The organism is Bacillus sp. FSL R5-0523 (assembly GCF_037975295.1).
In the GTDB taxonomy this organism is placed as follows: domain Bacteria; phylum Bacillota; class Bacilli; order Bacillales; family Bacillaceae; genus Bacillus; species Bacillus subtilis.
This window is the reverse complement of the sequence record NZ_CP150251.1, coordinates 2,081,348-2,098,823: the sequence shown is the minus strand read 5'-3', so window position 1 is coordinate 2,098,823 and position 17,476 is coordinate 2,081,348. Positions and strand designations below refer to the sequence as shown.

The window sequence follows — 17,476 nt, the reverse complement described above, 5'->3', positions numbered from 1 at the left end:
TGATAGCACATTGATTCCTGGATTGATTAGCAGAAATAAGCTGTGATAGTTGCTTCAAACGTAAGCGTATACAAACATTCTATAATAGAAATCAAGACAAAATCAATGAATAACCGATATTGCAATTTACAAAAGAAAAAAGCTACAATAAGCTTATAGATAAGAAAAGGAGATTTCATCATGATTCATAAAAATTGGCTTGAAAAAGAAACAATTAAAAAAGTAAAGTGTGTGCAGACAAACGCAAAAAAATATATTGTAAACCGCGTTTTAACGCCGGGAAAAGAATATGAAGTAAAAAATGAAACAGAGGAGTTTCTCTTTGTGGTCGACAATACGAATAAAGTCGGCGGCTATTATAAAGAATACTTCGAAGAGATGTAATGCTTCCTTGAAGCATCATACAGATTTTGTTAAAACATCGATACATAATCCGCAGCACAGCTGCGGTTTTTTTGTGTTTAAAACAGGAAATATAAAACAAAATGAAAAATATCATTAAAAACCGCTTTTTTATAAAAACATTGCTGAATATTGAAACTTTTTTCTCTATATGTGCGTATTACTTGATGACAACAGCTTAAAAGCCAAAAAACAAATCAAAAATTTGAAAAATGTAATCTGTTCGTAATGGTTTAAATGTCTTCTATGTCGTATTCTTATATAGGGATAAAGGACTTATTTTTATGTAGTGAATGATAAAACAAATAGATAAATGCAGAAAGAGGGGTTCTTCATTGGGTATTTTTTCTGTTAGCAGATCAACGGACGCAAAGAAGCTTGAGGCTTTGCTCGTTGAAGGGGAAAGAATAGAATCGATTTATAAGCTCCGAGTCGACCAAATTTGCTTTACAAATAAGCGGATCATTTTCTTTGACAATAAAATGTTTTCTAAAAAGAAGGTTCGTGTATTTCTTCCATATAAAACAATTGAAAGCTTTGCCATCCAAGAAGCGGGAATGTTTGATCCGGACACTGGGCTTTTATTGATGACAAGAAGCAAAACGTTCGAATTAGAATTTGCGAAAGACACCGATTTAAGCGAGGTTCAGGCGGTGCTGACAAAGCATTTGTGCAGCTGAATATTTAATGAGCCAGCCGTTCAAAAAATGGTTAGGCTTTTTTTTATATTTAAAAACAAGAACAGGGCATGTGCGCCCTGTTCTTATTACACCACACTGTTTTTCGCTGAGTTCGAATCAACGAGATCTGCATCTAATACATTTGAAATCGGTACGACAAGAGGAGTAAAGTCGCCATTTTCTTCTCCAAACCCTTGATTTATTTTAGCTGATAAAAAGTAATCGACCTGCTGATACGGACCGAGTGTTAAAGAGGAACCACGGTCCATCGTATTGATTTTAAATCCGCCGACATTCACGACGGAGGGAGAAAAGAACATCTCATCACTTCCTTTTGATTGAGGAGTTAACCGCTTCACTTTCAAAAGAGGCCGGAGAATCAATTTGGTCTCTGTCATCCACATGGCTTCTCGTGCCCATAAATCCGCTCGCATCTCCAAAATTCTGTCCGTAGCCTTGATTTTTTTTATCTGAATTTTGCCATTCTGCCAATAAATTTTGTCCTACGTTAACCGCTGAAGCATTTTCAAAGGAATTAATTTTCAGCATGAAAATATTAATATTGATATACGGAGTTGGTTGAACCACAGGCAAACCTCCTTTCTATAGTTGTATGCTGGCGGTTATAAAGTATGTTAAGACAGGGGGCTTCAAATGGATTTCGAAAAGATGAAGCAGTGGATGGAATTCGCACAGCAGATGTATGGCGGTGACTTTTGGAAACAGGTATTTGATGAAGACCAAAAAACCCCTTTTATGACAAATGGCCAATCTCCGTTTCCGTTTGCGCAGCAAGATCAGCGAGGGAAAGGAGATGCTTCATTTCCGAGCATGGATATTGTAGATACCGTTGCGGAAGTGCAGTTTTTAATTTATCTTCCAGGCTACCGTAAACAAGACGTTCACATATTATCGTACGGAGATTATTTAGTGGTGAAGGGGCAGCGCTTTTCCTATTTTAATGAACAGGACTTTCGCCAAAAAGAAGGGAAATACGGAAGTTTTGAAAAGAAAATTCCGCTTTCCGATCATCTTCATGGAAAGATGAATGCCATTTTTAAAGACGGAATCCTATACATCACTATTCAAAAAGACGAAGGTCAAGCGAAAACCATTGTTATTGATGATTGATTTTCATACTGAGTGCATCTGCCCCATCACGGTCATCAATTGATTCAATCGGAATGACCATAACAATAACATCTGCATTTTGTTCCCCAAAACCGTTATTTCTTTTGATAGCAGAGCACCTGTTCCTTAACTCCGCAGAACCAAAGGTAAGGGATGAGCCGGTGCCTATCGAGTTAGTCTTGAGATGAGAAATATTGATGTTAGTCGGAAGCATGAAAATCTCTCCTTTCTATGGGATATACCTCATTATATATGTAGACGAAAGAGGAGTATGCAAAGGGTCGTGATGTCATGAAAAAAATGTTCCGGTCGCTGATCAGGCATTGCTTGAAACCAGAACTTGACAAACTGCGTGAATGTGAAGAAAGACTCTCAGTGATTGAGAAACAAAAACAAAGCAGCAAACAGGAGTCTGAAGAAACCTATATACATATTGAAACGCTGAATGTCGAAAAAATTGACTATCATCTTGAATTCGGCGAGCTGACCATTGATGAACTGAGCGGCAGATTAAATATAGGCGCAACCTATTATATACCGCCAGAAGAGAAGGACAAAAAGTGCCAACGAAAACCTGAAGCACCATCGACGCCAGCGTTCACGATCCGTTCAAAAAGGCAGTAGCTCATCTTTCCATCGATGTTCCCATGTTTGACAGAAGGCAAAACGGGAAACAGGATAGAAAGGAGAGGATATACATGGCACTGACAAAAGAACAAACACAGCATCTCTATCATAAATTGCTCGATATGCAAAAAGAATTGTCTGGCGAGAAAAAGGAAACAGAATCAATGACGGAAGAAGTGGGGGAGCTTTCCAATGGGGTTGACAACCATATGGCAGACCACGGGACGCTCGTCACAGACCGGATGACAGACCAAACAGTGAGAGAGATTGACCGGGAGCTGTTAGAGGAGGTCAACCGTGCATTACAAAAGATGAAAGACGGAACTTACGGCGTGTGTGAAAAAACCGGTCAAGAGATTCCTTACGAAAGACTTGAAGCTGTTCCTTATGCAAGAATGACAGTTGAGGCCCAAGCTGATGTGGAGGATGATCTGGAGACAGATGCTCCTTCTTATGAAAGAGAGTTTCATGAACAGGTAAAAGACTTATCCAACAAAGAAACAATTGATCAAAAAAGCTCGCAGACGTATGAAATCTTGGATCGTGAACAAGATTCGAAGTAAAAATGGCAAGCAAGTACACCGATATTAGATGTACTTGCTTTTTTTTGAAAAAAAATCTCATATTCAAAATAAAGTGATTGACTTTGCATAAAAAAGAAAGTAACATACTATTTGTAAGTAAATATAAAAAGTTTACCGGGAGGAATACAAATGTCTACAGTTTTATTTGTAAAATCAAGCGACCGTACAGCTGAAGAAGGCGTTTCAACTAAACTTTACGAAGCTTTCTTAGCTGCTTATAAAGAAAACAACCCTAATGATGAAGTGGTTGAATTAGATCTTCATAAGGAAAACCTTCCTTACCTTGGCAGAGATATGATTAACGGAACATTTAAAGCAGGTCAAGGAATGGAAATGACAGAAGATGAGAAAAAACAAGCAGCAATTGCTGACAAATATCTGAACCAGTTTGTAAAAGCTGACAAAGTTGTTTTCGCATTCCCGCTTTGGAACTTCACAGTGCCAGCAGTGCTTCATACTTATGTTGATTATCTGTCTCGCGCAGGCGTTACATTCAAATACACACAAGAAGGACCAGTCGGTTTAATGGGCGACAAAAAAGTTGCGCTTCTTAACGCTCGCGGCGGTGTCTACTCAGAAGGACCAATGGCTGCACTTGAAATGTCATTAAACTTCATGAAAACAGTTCTTGGTTTCTGGGGTGTTCAAGACTTGCACACAGTTGTCATCGAAGGACATAACGCAGCACCTGATCAAGCGCAAGAAATCGTTGAAAAAGGTTTACAAGAAGCAAAAGATCTTGCTGCAAAATTCTAATAAAGCCAAGACTCCTATCGTTTCAAATAGGAGTCTTTTTGTATATACACATTAATATAGAAGAAAATAATCATTCGCTTTTAGCGAAAAAGGCTGTTTTTTTTATTGTAATATATTTTTTGTTTGTCGAATTGTCAGGTATTTTGGAGAAAAAGCAGTTTTATTCACTGGAAAAAGTTTTTCTAAACAATTGTTCTGACCTCTTGATTAAAACCGCCTGATGGTGTACTATATTAAAGAAGCTACTTTGTGCGTATTGTTAATTAAGTTTTAACCTTTAAGCTGTAATAGGGAGTTTTATATCGAAGCCGGAATGTCATGCCTCCATTGCAGAGGACGACAGGAACGTTTCTGCAAACACCCACTTTGAGGAGTGGTGGTTTAAAACTTTCTTACTTGCATACGGCAAGACGTAGCGAAAGCCATTTCCTTTTTGGAAATGGCTTTTTATTTTATCTAAAAAGGTTGGTATAGTGAATATTCCATTTTTGTGTGAAAGAAATGAAGGCCGCTTTTTTATGATATGATGGGAGAAATTCAAGGAAAAGCGAGGTTTACACGTTATGTTACATAGAGCCCAATCCCTTCTGGCTCATTATTTTGGTTATGAGAAGTTTCGGAGCGGCCAAGATGAAGCGATCCGCTTGGTGACGGAAGCGAGGCAAAATACGGCCTGCATTATGCCGACGGGAGGCGGCAAATCGATTTGCTATCAAATTCCGGCATTAATGTTTGAAGGGACGACGATCGTCATATCACCGTTGATTTCCTTGATGAAGGATCAAGTTGATGCGTTAGAAGAAGCGGGGATTAACGCCGCCTACATTAACAGCACACAATCCAATCAGGAAATATATGAGAGGCTGAACGGACTCAAAGAAGGGGCTTATAAGCTTTTTTACATTACACCAGAGCGACTAACGTCCACAGAGTTTATCCGGATTTTGCAGGGCATAGATGTTCCTTTGGTCGCAATAGACGAGGCGCACTGTATTTCTCAATGGGGCCATGATTTCAGGCCAAGCTACAGGAATATTGAAATCTTGTTCCGTGAATTACACGACAAGCCTGTCATCATGGCGTTAACAGCAACAGCCACACCCGAGGTTCATGATGATATTTGCAAACAGCTGCATATTCCAAAAGAAAACACGGTATATACCGGATTTTCCCGAGAGAATTTAACCTTTAAAGTAGTAAAAGGAGAAAATAAAGATCGGTTTATAGACGAATATGTGCAAAACAACAGGCATGAAGCAGGAATTGTCTATACAGCGACCAGAAAAGAAGCTGATCGGATATATGAGAGATTGAAACGAAATCATGTCAGGGCAGGCCGGTATCATGGAGGTATGGCTGATGATGAGAGAAAAGAGCAGCAGGAAAGGTTTCTAAATGATGAGCTTCAAGTGATGGTGGCAACCTCTGCTTTTGGAATGGGTATTGATAAATCAAATATCAGATTTGTTCTGCATGCACAAATTCCGAAAGATATGGAAAGCTATTATCAAGAGGCAGGACGAGCTGGACGGGACGGTCTTGCCAGTGAATGTGTTCTCCTGTTTTCACCGCAGGATATTATGGTACAGCGCTTCTTAATTGAGCAATCAGAACATGAAGAGAAACAAAAGCAGGATTTAAAAAAGCTGAGACAAATGGTCGACTACTGTCATACCGAAGATTGTCTGCAGCGTTTTATCCTTATGTATTTCGGAGAAAAGGAGCCTGATGCGTGCGGACAGTGCGGAAACTGTACCGATACAAGAGCGGCCCATGACGTGACGCGGGAGGCGCAAATGGTCTTATCTTGTATCATTCGCATGAAAGAACGGTTTGGCAAGACGATGGTTGCCCAGGTGCTTGCCGGCTCCAAAAATAAAAAAGTTCTTGAAAACGGCTTTTCAGACCTTTCAACATACGGGATATTAAAACACCAATCCGTTGGCGAAATCAGCGATTTTATCGAATTTCTTATTTCTGACGACTTCATCAGGATGTCAGACGGAACGTTTCCGACTCTTTTTGTCAGCAGTAAAGGAAGGAATGTGCTGAAAGGAGAATTATCAGTAGCGAGAAAAGAAGCGTTAAAAGCGGCAGCGATTACTGAAAATGACGAGCTATTTGAACGATTGCGCATGGTTCGGAAAGAAATTGCGGCTGAGCAGGGTGTTCCGCCATTTGTTGTTTTCTCTGACCAAACGTTAAAAGAAATGTCAGGAAAACAGCCCGTAAATGATGATGAACTTTTGTCTATAAAAGGAGTCGGAGAACAAAAAAGAGCAAAATACGGCCGGCTTTTTTTACAAGAAATACAAGCTTATGCAAGGATGACAGACTAAAAAAACAGAAAAACAATCTTTTTTTCTATAAAAAACACATTTTATTTTCTCTGTTTCGCCTCAAAATAAAAAGACCTGCTAAGCCTATTATATCAAGGGTTCAGCAAGTCTTTCCATCAGAGAGAAATCCTTCATGTAAAGGAACTGTAATCTAAATCATATCTTTTTGTTATTGATTTGACATTTACGTGTGTTACGATATCACCTGTTAGCCGCCAATAAAAAGCTAACAAGGGAGGATTTACTTATGAAGAAGACGATTATGTCCTTTGTGGCAGTTGCTGCACTTTCAACAACTGCATTCGGAGCTCACGCTTCTGCAAAAGAAATTACGGTGCAAAAGGGTGATACGCTCTGGGGAATCTCTCAGAAAAATGGAGTGAACCTAAAGGACTTAAAAGAATGGAACAAGTTAACTTCTGATAAAATCATTGCAGGAGAAAAACTGACCATTTCTTCAGAAGAAACAACCACGACTGGGCAATATACAATTAAAGCGGGAGATACGCTTTCTAAGATTGCTCAAAAATTCGGCACGACAGTCAACAACCTGAAAGTTTGGAATAACTTAAGCTCTGACATGATCTATGCTGGATCAACTCTTTCAGTAAAAGGTCAGGCAACAGCAGAAAACACAGCTACTGAGAATGCGCAAACAAACGCACCTCAAGCTGCGCCAAAACAAGAGGCTGTGCAAAAAGAGCAACCTAAACAAGAAGCTGTACAACAGCAACCTAAACAAGAAACAAAGGCTGAGGCAGAAACTTCTGTTAACACAGAGGAGAAGGCTGTTCAATCAAATACAAATAATCAAGAAGCTTCAAAAGAACTAACAGTTACTGCTACTGCTTACACTGCTAACGACGGCGGCATTTCCGGCGTTACAGCTACAGGCATTGACTTAAATAAGAACCCGAACGCGAAAGTTATTGCGGTTGATCCTAATGTAATTCCGCTAGGTTCTAAAGTCTATGTTGAAGGCTACGGGGAAGCAACAGCAGCAGACACTGGCGGCGCTATTAAAGGAAATAAAATCGACGTATTTGTACCAAGTAAAAGTGATGCTTCTAATTGGGGCGTCAAAACTGTAAGAGTTAAAGTCTTAAACTAATAATATAGATTGTGATAAAAAGACATGAGCTTTTGGCTTGTGTCTTTTTTTGTTCTGCTTAGAGCTGTTTATATCATATGCTGATAAAAGAAAGTGGTCCCGTTTTTCTCTTTATGTGCGATTCAGGGGCTCTCGGGTTAAAAGATTGATTCCGTATTACAGAGACATTCGGCATCATGACATTTATAGCTGGTTGTTACTATCTTTGATCAGCGAAACGAGCTGGTGTTGTATCTTTTTTGGCAGATAATAAGCAGTTGGATGTAGCAGATGCCATTGACGGATTCGGATTGATTTCAGACGGTTTTTAATTGTGTTATTAGGCTCTTGCAGTTGGGCATGGCAGCTTCGGGAGCGAAGTGGCACAACTTTGTCATACTGAAAATACAATACAATCAATATCTGAAATTCTGCTGATGTGCAATGGCCGACTATTTTAACAGGGATATCATTCAATCCAGTCTTTTATTGGGCTGTTAACCAAGCAATCGTTCAGCGGGCATAGGAGCGAGGATATGGATCAGTTTAATTCTTCTGGTTGCGGCGAGGTTCTCAAACGGGAATTTCAGGTTAAAAAAAGGATCCTGGCAGATGCCAAGATCCTTTTTTATTTAAACCAGCCTTTTTCCTTTGACCGGGTAATGGCTTCAATTCGATTTTTCACTTCAAGCTTTTCTAGAATCATTGAGATATAATTCCGCACCGTCCCGCTTTTGATGCTGAGTTCCTGAGCGATTTCTTTTGTGTTTTTACCGTCAGCCACAAGTTCAAGCACTTCTTTTTCTCTATCTGTAAGAGGGTTAGCTTCGCTGTATAAGTCCTCCATCAGCTCAGGTGCATAGATGCGTTTTCCATTCATGACGCTACGGATGGCGTTGGCCAGCTCTTCACTCGGACTGTCTTTTAACAAATAGCCTTTAACTCCAGCTTTAATAGCTCTCTGAAAGTAACCGGGTCTGGCGAAGGTGGTTAAGATGATAATTTTGCAGCCTGTATCTTTTAGCTCCTCAGCAGCTTCAAGCCCTGTTTTTCCGGGCATTTCAATGTCCATAATACATACATCAGGCTGGCGTTTTTTGACAAAATCAACAGCATCTTGGCCGGTTGTACCTTTGCCTACGACTTCCATATCGTCTTCTAGGTTTAAAAGTGATCCTAAAGCGCCCAGCAGCATTTGCTGATCTTCTGCAATAAATATACTAATCATATAAGCCATCCTTTATGTTTATTTTGAATTATTAGGAATTGCCATGGTAAGCTTGGTTCCGTTTTCGGTATCGATGTGAAGGCTTCCGTTTGCAAACTCAAGCCGTTCTCTCATCCCGAGTAAGCCATGTCCTTTTGAAAAGGAATTTTCTTCTCCTTTGAATGTTCCATCGTCAGACACTGTAATCACAACTTCCTTCCAGAGCTGCTGAATGTCTACTCGGCAAGTTTTAGCCTGGCTGTGTTTGACGACATTTGTGACAGCTTCCTTTAAGCACATGCTCAAAATGTTTTCATTCAGCAATGAGATATTTTCAGGCCATTTCTCTTCTTCATAGATAAACATAATGTCAGCTGCTTCGAGAATTTGTTTGATGTTGATCAGTTCATCCTTGAGCCGGATGCCCTTCATAGAGGAAACGATTTTTCTTACTTCATTTAAAGAAGTTCGCGCTGTTTGCTGAACACTTTTCAGTTCACGAGCTGCTTGTTCGGGATCTTTGTAAATCAATTTTCTTGCTAAGTCGCTTTTTAAACCAATAAGAGAAAGCTTTTGCCCAAGCGTATCATGGAGATCGCGGGCAATTCGCTGACGCTCTTCTAATTTTACCAGTTCTGCAATCCGTTCATTTGCATCCTCGAGCTTTTCTTCAAGCCGTTCGCGCTCCTTGCGGCTTCTTATACTAAAGGGCAATAAAATTGCGCTGATGAGGGTAATGACGACAAAAGGAATTTGTGTCAGAAAGAATTCCTTTTTTAATACGAGACTGAAATTGGCTGCGACGGCTGCGCTTATTAAATGGACATAATATAAAATATGAAAAGGGACGCGTTCCTTAATGTTTCCAATAAAATACGCGATAAAAAAAGCAAAATAAATATAACTGAACAGGGTAATGGAGGCGGTTGAAATGCCAATTAATAAAAATCCCCACAAATAAATGGTCCAGCCTTTTGAGACAAAAGCAAATCGATATACCGAAAAAAATAAAAGCGTCAAAATGATGCCGACAATAATAACAAATGTAGATGATGATTTCCATATAAAGTAGAAGGGGAGGATGAAAAATATCGTCCATATATAGGGCGTAATCCCGTTTAGTTTTTGAAATGTAAAATGATTTTTAATCATGATCTTACCTCATTTTCAGCTTTTCATCTTACTTGTAACTTTATCATTGTGAAAGCCAGAATGCACCCTCCAACAATAAAAAGGAAGCCTTCTAGTATATTAGAAGACCTCCTTTATCATCAGGCATTCTTCCGCAGCTTCTGTTTTTCTGGTGAATCAGGCGGAAGGCTTACAGGTATATGTTTTATAGCCCGAAATGACACAAACTGTTTGTTATCTTCATCCCATAGACGGAACGCGAGTGATTGCAGGCTTGTTTTTAAGGTGATTGTCGGTACGTTTTTTAATGGTTCGTGATGTTCATGAGCAACTTCAAGCTTATAGTTAGGCACCTTTGGACTCAAATGATGAACGTGGTGGTAACCGATATTGCCTGTTAGCCATTGAAGCAGTTTCGGGAGTTTATAAAATGAACTGCCTTCAACAGCAGCCTGAACGTAGCTCCAGTTTTCATCCGCTTCAAAATAAGAATCTTCAAAGGTATGCTGCACATAAAACAGCCAAACACCGATTGAACCTGAAATCAGAAATATCGGGCCTTGCACCAGTAAAAACGATTGCCAGCCAAAGATCAGACAGCAAGCGGCAGCCAACGCGACAATTGCCAGATTCGTAAGGTATGTGTTTACACGTTCCTTGCGTCTTGAGCCTTTTTTGTTAAAACGGTTCGTGATCAGAAAAACATAAATCGGTCCGAGAATAAACATGATAAACGGGTTTCTATAAAGTCTGTATGCAAGCTTTGTTCGTCTGGATGCAGCTTTATATTCGTTTACTGTTAACATCCAGATGTCTCCTGTTCCGCGTTTATCCAGATTGCTGCTAGTTGCATGATGAATCGAATGGCTGTGCTGCCATTGAAGATACGGGAATAAAGTCAGGACACCTGTCAGAAAACCGAGAATGTGGTTATAGCGTTTTTGTTTGAAAAAAGATTGATGGCAGCAGTCATGGAAGATGATAAAAATTCTTGTCAGAAAACCTGCGGCAATCACCGTTAATGCTAACGTAAGAAGATAGGAGACATCGAGGCTGAGATAAGCAAGAAACCATAGGCTGAAGAATGGGATAAACGTGTTTAAAAGCTGAATCAGGCTGTTTTTTGTTTCAGGCTGAGCAAATGCAGCGACTTGCTTTGTCAGCTGTTTTTGTTTATGTGCAATGGTTTGTTCAGTCATAGTAAGTATCCTCTCATTGTGTGTCTCGCTTAAGTATACGAAAGAGGAAGATATCTTTGTAGTAGCACACATCATGCCTCCTATATGACATTTGTCATGTCGCGTGCGGCTTGCATAACCGATTGCGCTAAAAAAGCTTGTAAAAAAATTTACAAGCTGATTAATGTTTATCAATCCATATTCGTGATGTGCCCGAAATAGCTTCAATCCTGCATGTTCCTCCTATAGGGAACGTGGCAATTGGCGAAGTATGTCCGGCATTTATATTTGCGATGATCGGGATGCCGGATAATTCTTTTTTTGTTTCGATCATGGCTTTTACAAGATCCATTGATACGTTTGATGCTTTCTGAAATCTGCCGATCAAAATCGCCTTTACATGTGAAAAAGCGGGGAGGTGGATGAGTGATTGCAGATCGCGGTCAAACATGTGGATGTCTGACATATAATCATCTTCAATCAATAAAATAGTATGTTCTGTTTCAGGAAAATACTCCGTACCCTGCAGCAAATTAAGCGTGCATAAGTTTCCGCCAATTAAAGTGCCTTCCGCATAACCTTCTTGGATTACAACAGGGCCGTTATTAGGATAAAAACGCCTGTTTTCTTGATCCAAAAACCAGCGATCATCGCTCCACTCACTTGAGGGGTGAATTTCAAACGAATCGTCTGAAGCGCAGCAAGAAAGAAAATACTCCTCTGTATAATCGAGTCCTTTTTTCATTGCAAATGTTGAGAAGTGGGGACCTGAATACGTAACAAGACCCGTTTTTTGATAAATAGCGTTGCAAAGAGCGGTTATATCGGAATAGCCGCACAGGATTTTAGGATGTCGTTTGATTTTCTCGTAATCAAGATAGCGCAGCAGGTGATTTGAATTAAACCCTCCGAGTGTCGTTAAAATCGCTTTGACGCCTGGATCAAAAAAGGCAGCGTGCAGATCATTGACTCTTGACTCGATAGAGGATGAATCAAATTCATTACATTCATTTGCGTGTTCAGCGATGGTTACCCGATAACCTAAACGTTCTAACGCCGTTTTTGCTTGGATTTTTGCTTCATTTGATAATATAGACATGCTGGTCGCGGGAGACACGATCCGGATTTCGTCTCCCTTTTTCAGTTTTGAGGCGTACATAGAACCCCTCCATCAATGGTTTTATACCATTACAGCATATCTTGGCTCTTTCTTCCAGACTTTTTTTACAAATCAACCCACTTAATGCTGCCGGATTGGGTATCATGATCGATACAAACTTTGAAGTGATGTTTTTCATAAAAGTGAATCAGCCGGTCTACATGATTCCAATCCCGTTTGGCGATGTCTCCGGTGACTTTCGGTATATTATGGTCTCTTGCAATATCTTTTAAATATTTCATGCAAATGGAGCCAAACCCGTGATTCGGAGGGCCTTTTATATCCCCTATATGAATGGCATCGTCCTTGTAAGACGCTACAAGTGAAAAACAGCCTTTTCCTCGGTATGCCGTTTTACAATCAGTTAGCATAATTTTGCATGTTTGGCCATCATCAATCGAGGAAACAATCATCCACTCATCATGTTTCGATTGATCAATACCAAGCACTTTGGCATCTTTAGATAAATCCTTCATATTCTCCTGCATGCGATAAATTTGAAATTCTAAATCATTTAGTTCTTCTTCAAGCTCTTGACGATTTTTTTCTTTAATAGTAAACAAGATCAAACTCCTTTCAAAAAACAGCTTAGAAACACAGTTACCAATTGTATTAGAAGAGAGGCGTATTGTAAACAACAATTCCATTATTACTAGAAATTAGCGGAAAGTCAGGTTTGATCGTTTTTAAGAGAGGAAAAAGAAAACTAACCTGTGAAAAAGGAGGAATCGGAATGGCGATTGATTCATTGATTAACAAATTACAGTATGTCCAATTGGAACCGCCGGATAAAATTCTCTCTCTGTATCTCAATACAGACATGAGAGATCCAGAGCAGCAGGGGGGAGAATGGAAGATTGCCCTAAAGTCAGGATTCAGCCGATTAAAAGAGTATTTGGCAGCTAGTGATCCAGAGGAGGAAAAGTGTCTGGATGGAATCAGGGCTAAAATGAATCAATACTTGAATGCAATGGGAAAAGACATGCCCCGCAGTCTCGTGTTTTTTGTTTCCGACAGCGGCATATGGGAACCTATTAAGCTTCAAGTCCCTGTAGATACAAGATTTTACTGGGAAGAAACAGCTGTCCTGGATCAGCTGAAGGAATTGCGCAAGGCATACCCAAGTACGGCGTTTATTTTAACTCAGCAGCATGAAGTGAAAATTATTGAAACCGTTTTAGGAAAAATTGAGGCGGTGGAGCGTTATGAGTATGATATGATCAATGAGTCTTGGAAGAATAGCTATTCCGCTGTAGACAAAGCGCCACCATTTGAAGAGAACCGGATGAGGGAACATGTAACAGAGAACCAATCGAGACTGTATAAGCGGCTGGCTGCCAGCCTTGATCAAAAAGCTGCCGCGAAAAGATGGGAACGAATGGTTATTGCCGGGGATAAAGAAACGGCCGATATCTTGGATCAGCATATGAATAAACCCATCAATTCGAAAATTCAAAAGAACCTGCTGAATGAAAATGAACATAAGGTCATTGAACATTTGATAAAAGAGGCGTAAACCTAACAGGCCGGGGCTAATAGCCTCCGGCCTTTGAAGTGTGTCTAATTTCTGACGAAGCAATCGAAACCGTTGACATCTTCTTTGAATTTGCATACGATTTGGATAGCCAGTACAAATTAGGAGAGGTCACCAAATGAACCAAACAGAAAATAAACCGAAAAATTACACGGGGATTGTCCTTACGCTGACAGTTCTGATTAACGGTTTAATCGCAGTGCTGTTTTTTATGCCTAAATTAGATCAGTTCAGCCATGCGAATATTCACATTTTGCCAATGCTGAATGCGATATTCAACAGCTTTACGTTTATCTTCTTATTGGCCGCGCTGATTATGATTAAACAGAAAAATATCAAAGCTCACAAACGCTTTATTTTGGCCGCATTCACAACAACATTACTATTTTTGATTTGCTATGTGACGTACCACTCGATTGCGGAAAACACGCTCTATGGCGGAGAAGGTATTATGCGCCCGATTTATTTCTTTATTTTAATTACACATATCTGCCTTTCTGCAATCATTGTGCCGCTTGCGCTGTTTACGCTGATCAGAGGCTTCAGCATGCAGGTAGAGCGCCACAAAAAAATTGCGAGATGGACAATGCCTCTATGGCTGTATGTAAGCCTTACAGGCGTTATTGTATATTTGATGATTTCACCGTATTATTAAAAGCCATACTCAGTATGGCTTTTTTTACATGTAAACATGGCAAAAGCCCAAATTCATTTTTGGGCTTTTGTCAGTAAATTGATAGACTCTTATTCATGAGCCTTGGATTCCATGGTTTCAAGTGTTGCAACCTGCAAAGATTCTTCAACAGTTTTTGTTTTTTCTTTTACTTTTTCTGCATACGTATAATCACCGTAGCAATACGGATAGCGGAAATTTTTCGCATTTCCCCCGCAAGTATACAGATCAGGATTTTTTTTGACTTGCTGCTCGGAGTATTGTTTTGCCAATTCCTCAGTATGCGTTCCTCCATGTTCAGCTACAAAATCAATGTAACCTGCCCCCATGTTGTAGCTTTGAATAATGGTATCCAAATCCACGCCTTTTTCCTTACCGGTCTTGTACATGAGGGTAAATTGCTTGATGCCTTGTTTAACACTGAGTTGAGGGTCTGTTATCTCATTGCGTTTTAACCCCAGAGATTCAGAGGACTGCATGGGATCATTGCCTTTTCCTTTTGACTCCTGATACATCATGCCTAATATGAGTGATGTATAATGAGAGAGTCCTTGGCTTTCAAGCTCTTCTTCCACCAAGGGTTTGTAATCGGTTAAACGTTCTAAAACAATCGTTTTCGTATCGATCGGAAGTTTTTTGATTAAATCCCGGTTGAAAAAAAGCAGGACCAATAAAAAAGAGGCGATGACAAAGACAAAAATCATCATAAAACCCGCGGCAGCGAAACAGCCTTTTCTCTTTTTCTTCACTGTGTTTCACCCTCAATGTTTGGAGCAGTATGACCTTTTTATTATGACATAGAACGACAAATCAGACCAAGTAAAAACCTGATTTGAAACATAAATTTAAACTATGAGATTGAAATGGAATACAAGCAGGCTGGTTTGCACTCAAGCGCATTTGTTATAAGATAAAACTATGAATAAAGAAAGGTGATACATATGACTGAATTTAGAGAAACGGAACAATCGGCTGCTGATCTGGACGAGGAGACGCTGTTTCTAGTCGCGCAAACATTCAAAGCGCTTTCTGATCCAACCCGAATCAGGATTCTCCATTTATTGTCCCAGGGTGAGCATGCTGTAAACGGAATTGCAGAAAAGCTGAATTTACTGCAATCCACCGTGTCCCACCAGCTTAGATTTTTGAAAAATCTTCGGCTTGTCAAATCGCGCAGAGAAGGAACATCGATTTATTACTCTCCGGAGGATGAACATGTTTTAGATGTTCTTCAGCAAATGATCCATCATACACAGCATGATTGAAAAAGACATCCTTGCTTAACTCGCTGTTAGCGGGCAAGGATGTCTTTTTCTTTATTGTATTCGTGCTGTTCGAGTTCGTTTCTGCTGAGCTTGATGACAAAAGAAGAAAAACCGATATAATAAACGGCTATCAGAAAACAGACGCCAATTGTCAGAGGGTCCGTTCCGATTGACTGACTGTATGATCCAAGGCTGTTTAGATCAGGTGAGGTAAGATAAAGCTCCGTCACTCGATACAGAAATCTTGATAGAAATAAAGTTAAGAGAATCACCTCTACCCAAATATGAGTCCGAAAATAGATCTTTCCTCTGCGTTTTTCAAAGGAGATGTTTTTCTTAGCGAAAAAGACAAGGAGCCATCCACCAAGAATGCCCAAAATGAGATATCCATATAAAAAAGGGTGGATGGCGCTGAAGATTGAAAGGCCAAAAGCAAACAGCGAGAAAAGAATGATGCGGGTGAACAGCCAGCGGGGCTTCAGCGGCTGGTATCCGATGGACCTTTTAATTTTTTTATACAGAAAAAAGATGATAATCATGGCAGGATAAACGCTTTGAAGTGTAAAATGCATGATGTGAAATCCCCTCCGTTGAGAAGTGTATGCTTATCCGGTTGGAAATAGTAGCTGAAATAAAATACTGAACACAAAAAAGAGGGGGAAACCCCTGTTTTCATAACATATGCGAGGGGTATTCGGCGGCATAATAGATATGCCCAAGCTTTATCAAAATGTTATGATTGTTTTGATGGAAATACAAGAAGAAAAGGTGCGCAGAATGAAACTGGAACGTTTGTTAGCGATGGTTGTGTTATTGATCAGCAAAAAACAAGTGCAGGCTGCAGAGCTTGCTGAGCTGTTTGAAGTATCTGTCAGAACAATTTACCGTGATATTGAGACGATCAATAGGGCTGGTATTCCGATTGTGACCTCACAGGGTTCCGGGGGCGGAATTGGCATCATGGAAACGTATCGGCTTGAAAGAGAGTGGCTGAAGGAGGAGGAATTGTTTGCAATTGCTTCCGCTTTGCAAAGCGTTTCATCTATGTATGAACCAATTTCTCACAGCACAGCCTATCAAAAAATTAAACACCTTATACCGGAGCACTCTGCTCAAGCATTTAAGCACCAAACAGAAAAATGGTTTATTGACATGACGGCATGGGGTCATACCGAGGATCAAAAGGCGCTTCGTGAGAATATCAGCGCTGCTATCGATCGATTGTCAACGATATCTTTTACATATACAAGCGCAAGCGGGGAAACACTACTTCGGGAAACTGAACCTTATACATTGGTTTGCAAGGCGGGGCACTGGTATTTATATGCCTATTGCCTGGTAAGAAATGATTTTCGTTTTTTTAAACTAAATCGGATGAAAGATCTGGCCATCTTACATCAGACCTTTATCAGAAAAGACATTCAGCTGGACACTTTGCCATGGGATAAGAGTTGGTACCAAAAGGACCGTTTAACTGAATTGGTTATTCTTGTTCAGCCGGCAGCACGTCAGCGCATAGGTGAATGGTTCGGATATGATGTCCTTCACTGTGATGAAGATGAAATCTGCCGGGCAGTGATTTCACTTCCAGAAGATCAATGGCTGATCGGTTTTTTGCTCCAGTTCGGAAAGGATATTGAGGTTCTGCAGCCTCTTTATATACGGGAGAAAGTAAAAGAAACCATTCATCACATGCAAAAAATATATGAAACCTGACACA

General features: G+C 40.0%; 22 protein-coding genes and 1 other RNA gene. 13 read left to right on the top strand and 10 right to left on the bottom strand.

Annotation, left to right across the window (positions count from 1 at the left end; genetic code table 11):
- Positions 1 to 180: 180 nt before the first annotated feature.
- Entirely contained in the window at positions 181 to 384 is a 204-nt protein-coding gene (locus NYE53_RS10445; RefSeq protein WP_003231245.1) for a DUF6501 family protein, read from the top strand.
- Positions 385 to 737: 353 nt separating this feature from the next.
- Positions 738 to 1,082 (top strand): PH domain-containing protein, encoded by a 345-nt coding sequence (locus NYE53_RS10440; protein ID WP_003220141.1) that lies wholly within the window; start codon positions 738 to 740, stop codon positions 1,080 to 1,082.
- A gap of 86 nt (positions 1,083 to 1,168) precedes the next feature.
- Here NYE53_RS10440 and NYE53_RS10435 read toward each other — a convergent pair whose 3' ends face one another.
- Complete coding sequence (locus NYE53_RS10435; RefSeq protein ID WP_003231251.1) at positions 1,169 to 1,402, bottom strand: hypothetical protein; 234 nt, start codon at positions 1,400 to 1,402, stop codon at positions 1,169 to 1,171.
- A gap of 4 nt (positions 1,403 to 1,406) precedes the next feature.
- On the bottom strand, positions 1,407 to 1,670 hold the full coding sequence (locus NYE53_RS10430) for a hypothetical protein (RefSeq protein WP_004399338.1): 264 nt from the start codon (positions 1,668 to 1,670) through the stop codon (positions 1,407 to 1,409).
- 66 nt (positions 1,671 to 1,736) lie between these two features.
- On the opposite strand from NYE53_RS10430, the gene yocM reads away from it, so the two are divergent.
- On the top strand, positions 1,737 to 2,213 hold the full coding sequence (yocM, locus tag NYE53_RS10425) for a salt stress-responsive protein YocM (protein WP_003231255.1): 477 nt from the start codon (positions 1,737 to 1,739) through the stop codon (positions 2,211 to 2,213).
- Here the strand turns inward: yocM and NYE53_RS10420 are convergent.
- Positions 2,200 to 2,427 (bottom strand): hypothetical protein, encoded by a 228-nt coding sequence (locus NYE53_RS10420; RefSeq protein ID WP_015383862.1) that lies wholly within the window; start codon positions 2,425 to 2,427, stop codon positions 2,200 to 2,202. The two genes, yocM and NYE53_RS10420, sit on opposite strands and share 14 nt — an antisense overlap.
- Before the next feature lie 77 nt (positions 2,428 to 2,504).
- On the opposite strand from NYE53_RS10420, the gene NYE53_RS10415 reads away from it, so the two are divergent.
- From NYE53_RS10415 to NYE53_RS10390, 6 genes are all read left to right on the top strand, one after another.
- The gene (locus NYE53_RS10415; RefSeq protein ID WP_339244637.1) at positions 2,505 to 2,837 is read left to right on the top strand and encodes a hypothetical protein; all 333 of its coding nucleotides are present in this window, start codon (positions 2,505 to 2,507) and stop codon (positions 2,835 to 2,837) included.
- Positions 2,838 to 2,911: 74 nt separating this feature from the next.
- Complete coding sequence (locus NYE53_RS10410; RefSeq protein WP_014477068.1) at positions 2,912 to 3,403, top strand: TraR/DksA family transcriptional regulator; 492 nt, start codon at positions 2,912 to 2,914, stop codon at positions 3,401 to 3,403.
- A 150-nt stretch (positions 3,404 to 3,553) separates the two neighbouring features.
- Entirely contained in the window at positions 3,554 to 4,180 is a 627-nt protein-coding gene (azoJ, locus tag NYE53_RS10405; RefSeq protein WP_339244635.1) for an FMN-dependent NADH-azoreductase AzoJ, read from the top strand.
- Between the two features lie 236 nt (positions 4,181 to 4,416).
- Positions 4,417 to 4,603: non-coding RNA, 6S RNA (gene ssrS, locus NYE53_RS10400), on the top strand.
- 140 nt (positions 4,604 to 4,743) lie between these two features.
- Positions 4,744 to 6,519, top strand: a complete 1,776-nt coding sequence (gene recQ, locus NYE53_RS10395; RefSeq protein ID WP_339244633.1) for a DNA helicase RecQ — start codon at positions 4,744 to 4,746, stop codon at positions 6,517 to 6,519.
- Between the two features lie 247 nt (positions 6,520 to 6,766).
- Positions 6,767 to 7,630 carry a LysM peptidoglycan-binding domain-containing protein gene (locus NYE53_RS10390; protein ID WP_339244632.1) on the top strand — a complete coding sequence of 288 codons (864 nt, stop codon included), beginning with the start codon at positions 6,767 to 6,769 and terminating at the stop codon, positions 7,628 to 7,630.
- A gap of 607 nt (positions 7,631 to 8,237) precedes the next feature.
- Here the strand turns inward: NYE53_RS10390 and desR are convergent.
- From desR to NYE53_RS10365, 5 genes are all read right to left on the bottom strand, one after another.
- Positions 8,238 to 8,837: a two-component system response regulator DesR gene (desR, locus tag NYE53_RS10385; protein WP_004399356.1), complete on the bottom strand. Its 600-nt coding sequence runs from the start codon at positions 8,835 to 8,837 to the stop codon at positions 8,238 to 8,240.
- Positions 8,838 to 8,855: 18 nt separating this feature from the next.
- Entirely contained in the window at positions 8,856 to 9,968 is a 1,113-nt protein-coding gene (desK, locus tag NYE53_RS10380) for a two-component sensor histidine kinase DesK (RefSeq protein ID WP_015251908.1), read from the bottom strand.
- A gap of 119 nt (positions 9,969 to 10,087) precedes the next feature.
- Positions 10,088 to 11,146: a fatty acid desaturase DesE gene (gene desE / locus NYE53_RS10375; protein ID WP_339244630.1), complete on the bottom strand. Its 1,059-nt coding sequence runs from the start codon at positions 11,144 to 11,146 to the stop codon at positions 10,088 to 10,090.
- Positions 11,147 to 11,306: 160 nt separating this feature from the next.
- Positions 11,307 to 12,284, bottom strand: a complete 978-nt coding sequence (locus tag NYE53_RS10370) for an LD-carboxypeptidase (protein WP_339244628.1) — start codon at positions 12,282 to 12,284, stop codon at positions 11,307 to 11,309.
- A gap of 65 nt (positions 12,285 to 12,349) precedes the next feature.
- Entirely contained in the window at positions 12,350 to 12,847 is a 498-nt protein-coding gene (locus NYE53_RS10365; protein ID WP_015714090.1) for a GNAT family N-acetyltransferase, read from the bottom strand.
- A gap of 170 nt (positions 12,848 to 13,017) precedes the next feature.
- Here NYE53_RS10365 and NYE53_RS10360 point away from each other — a divergent pair, with 170 nt between their 5' ends.
- Both NYE53_RS10360 and NYE53_RS10355 read left to right on the top strand, forming a co-directional pair.
- Complete coding sequence (locus tag NYE53_RS10360) at positions 13,018 to 13,800, top strand: VLRF1 family aeRF1-type release factor (protein WP_339244624.1); 783 nt, start codon at positions 13,018 to 13,020, stop codon at positions 13,798 to 13,800.
- A gap of 136 nt (positions 13,801 to 13,936) precedes the next feature.
- On the top strand, positions 13,937 to 14,473 hold the full coding sequence (locus NYE53_RS10355; RefSeq protein ID WP_003231280.1) for a DUF420 domain-containing protein: 537 nt from the start codon (positions 13,937 to 13,939) through the stop codon (positions 14,471 to 14,473).
- Positions 14,474 to 14,562: 89 nt separating this feature from the next.
- On the opposite strand, the gene NYE53_RS10350 is transcribed toward NYE53_RS10355, so the two are convergent.
- Positions 14,563 to 15,240 (bottom strand): lysozyme family protein, encoded by a 678-nt coding sequence (locus NYE53_RS10350; protein ID WP_327829451.1) that lies wholly within the window; start codon positions 15,238 to 15,240, stop codon positions 14,563 to 14,565.
- Between the two features lie 192 nt (positions 15,241 to 15,432).
- Between NYE53_RS10350 and czrA the strand changes: the two genes are divergently transcribed.
- Positions 15,433 to 15,756 (top strand): Zn(II)-responsive metalloregulatory transcriptional repressor CzrA, encoded by a 324-nt coding sequence (czrA, locus tag NYE53_RS10345; protein ID WP_003231284.1) that lies wholly within the window; start codon positions 15,433 to 15,435, stop codon positions 15,754 to 15,756.
- Positions 15,757 to 15,782: 26 nt separating this feature from the next.
- On the opposite strand, the gene csk22 is transcribed toward czrA, so the two are convergent.
- Positions 15,783 to 16,328, bottom strand: a complete 546-nt coding sequence (gene csk22 / locus NYE53_RS10340; protein ID WP_335388592.1) for a mother cell-specific sporulation protein Csk22 — start codon at positions 16,326 to 16,328, stop codon at positions 15,783 to 15,785.
- Positions 16,329 to 16,533: 205 nt separating this feature from the next.
- Between csk22 and NYE53_RS10335 the strand changes: the two genes are divergently transcribed.
- A complete protein-coding gene (locus NYE53_RS10335) occupies positions 16,534 to 17,472 on the top strand; it encodes a YafY family protein (protein ID WP_339244621.1) in 939 nt (312 codons plus the stop codon).
- Positions 17,473 to 17,476 lie beyond the last annotated feature (4 nt).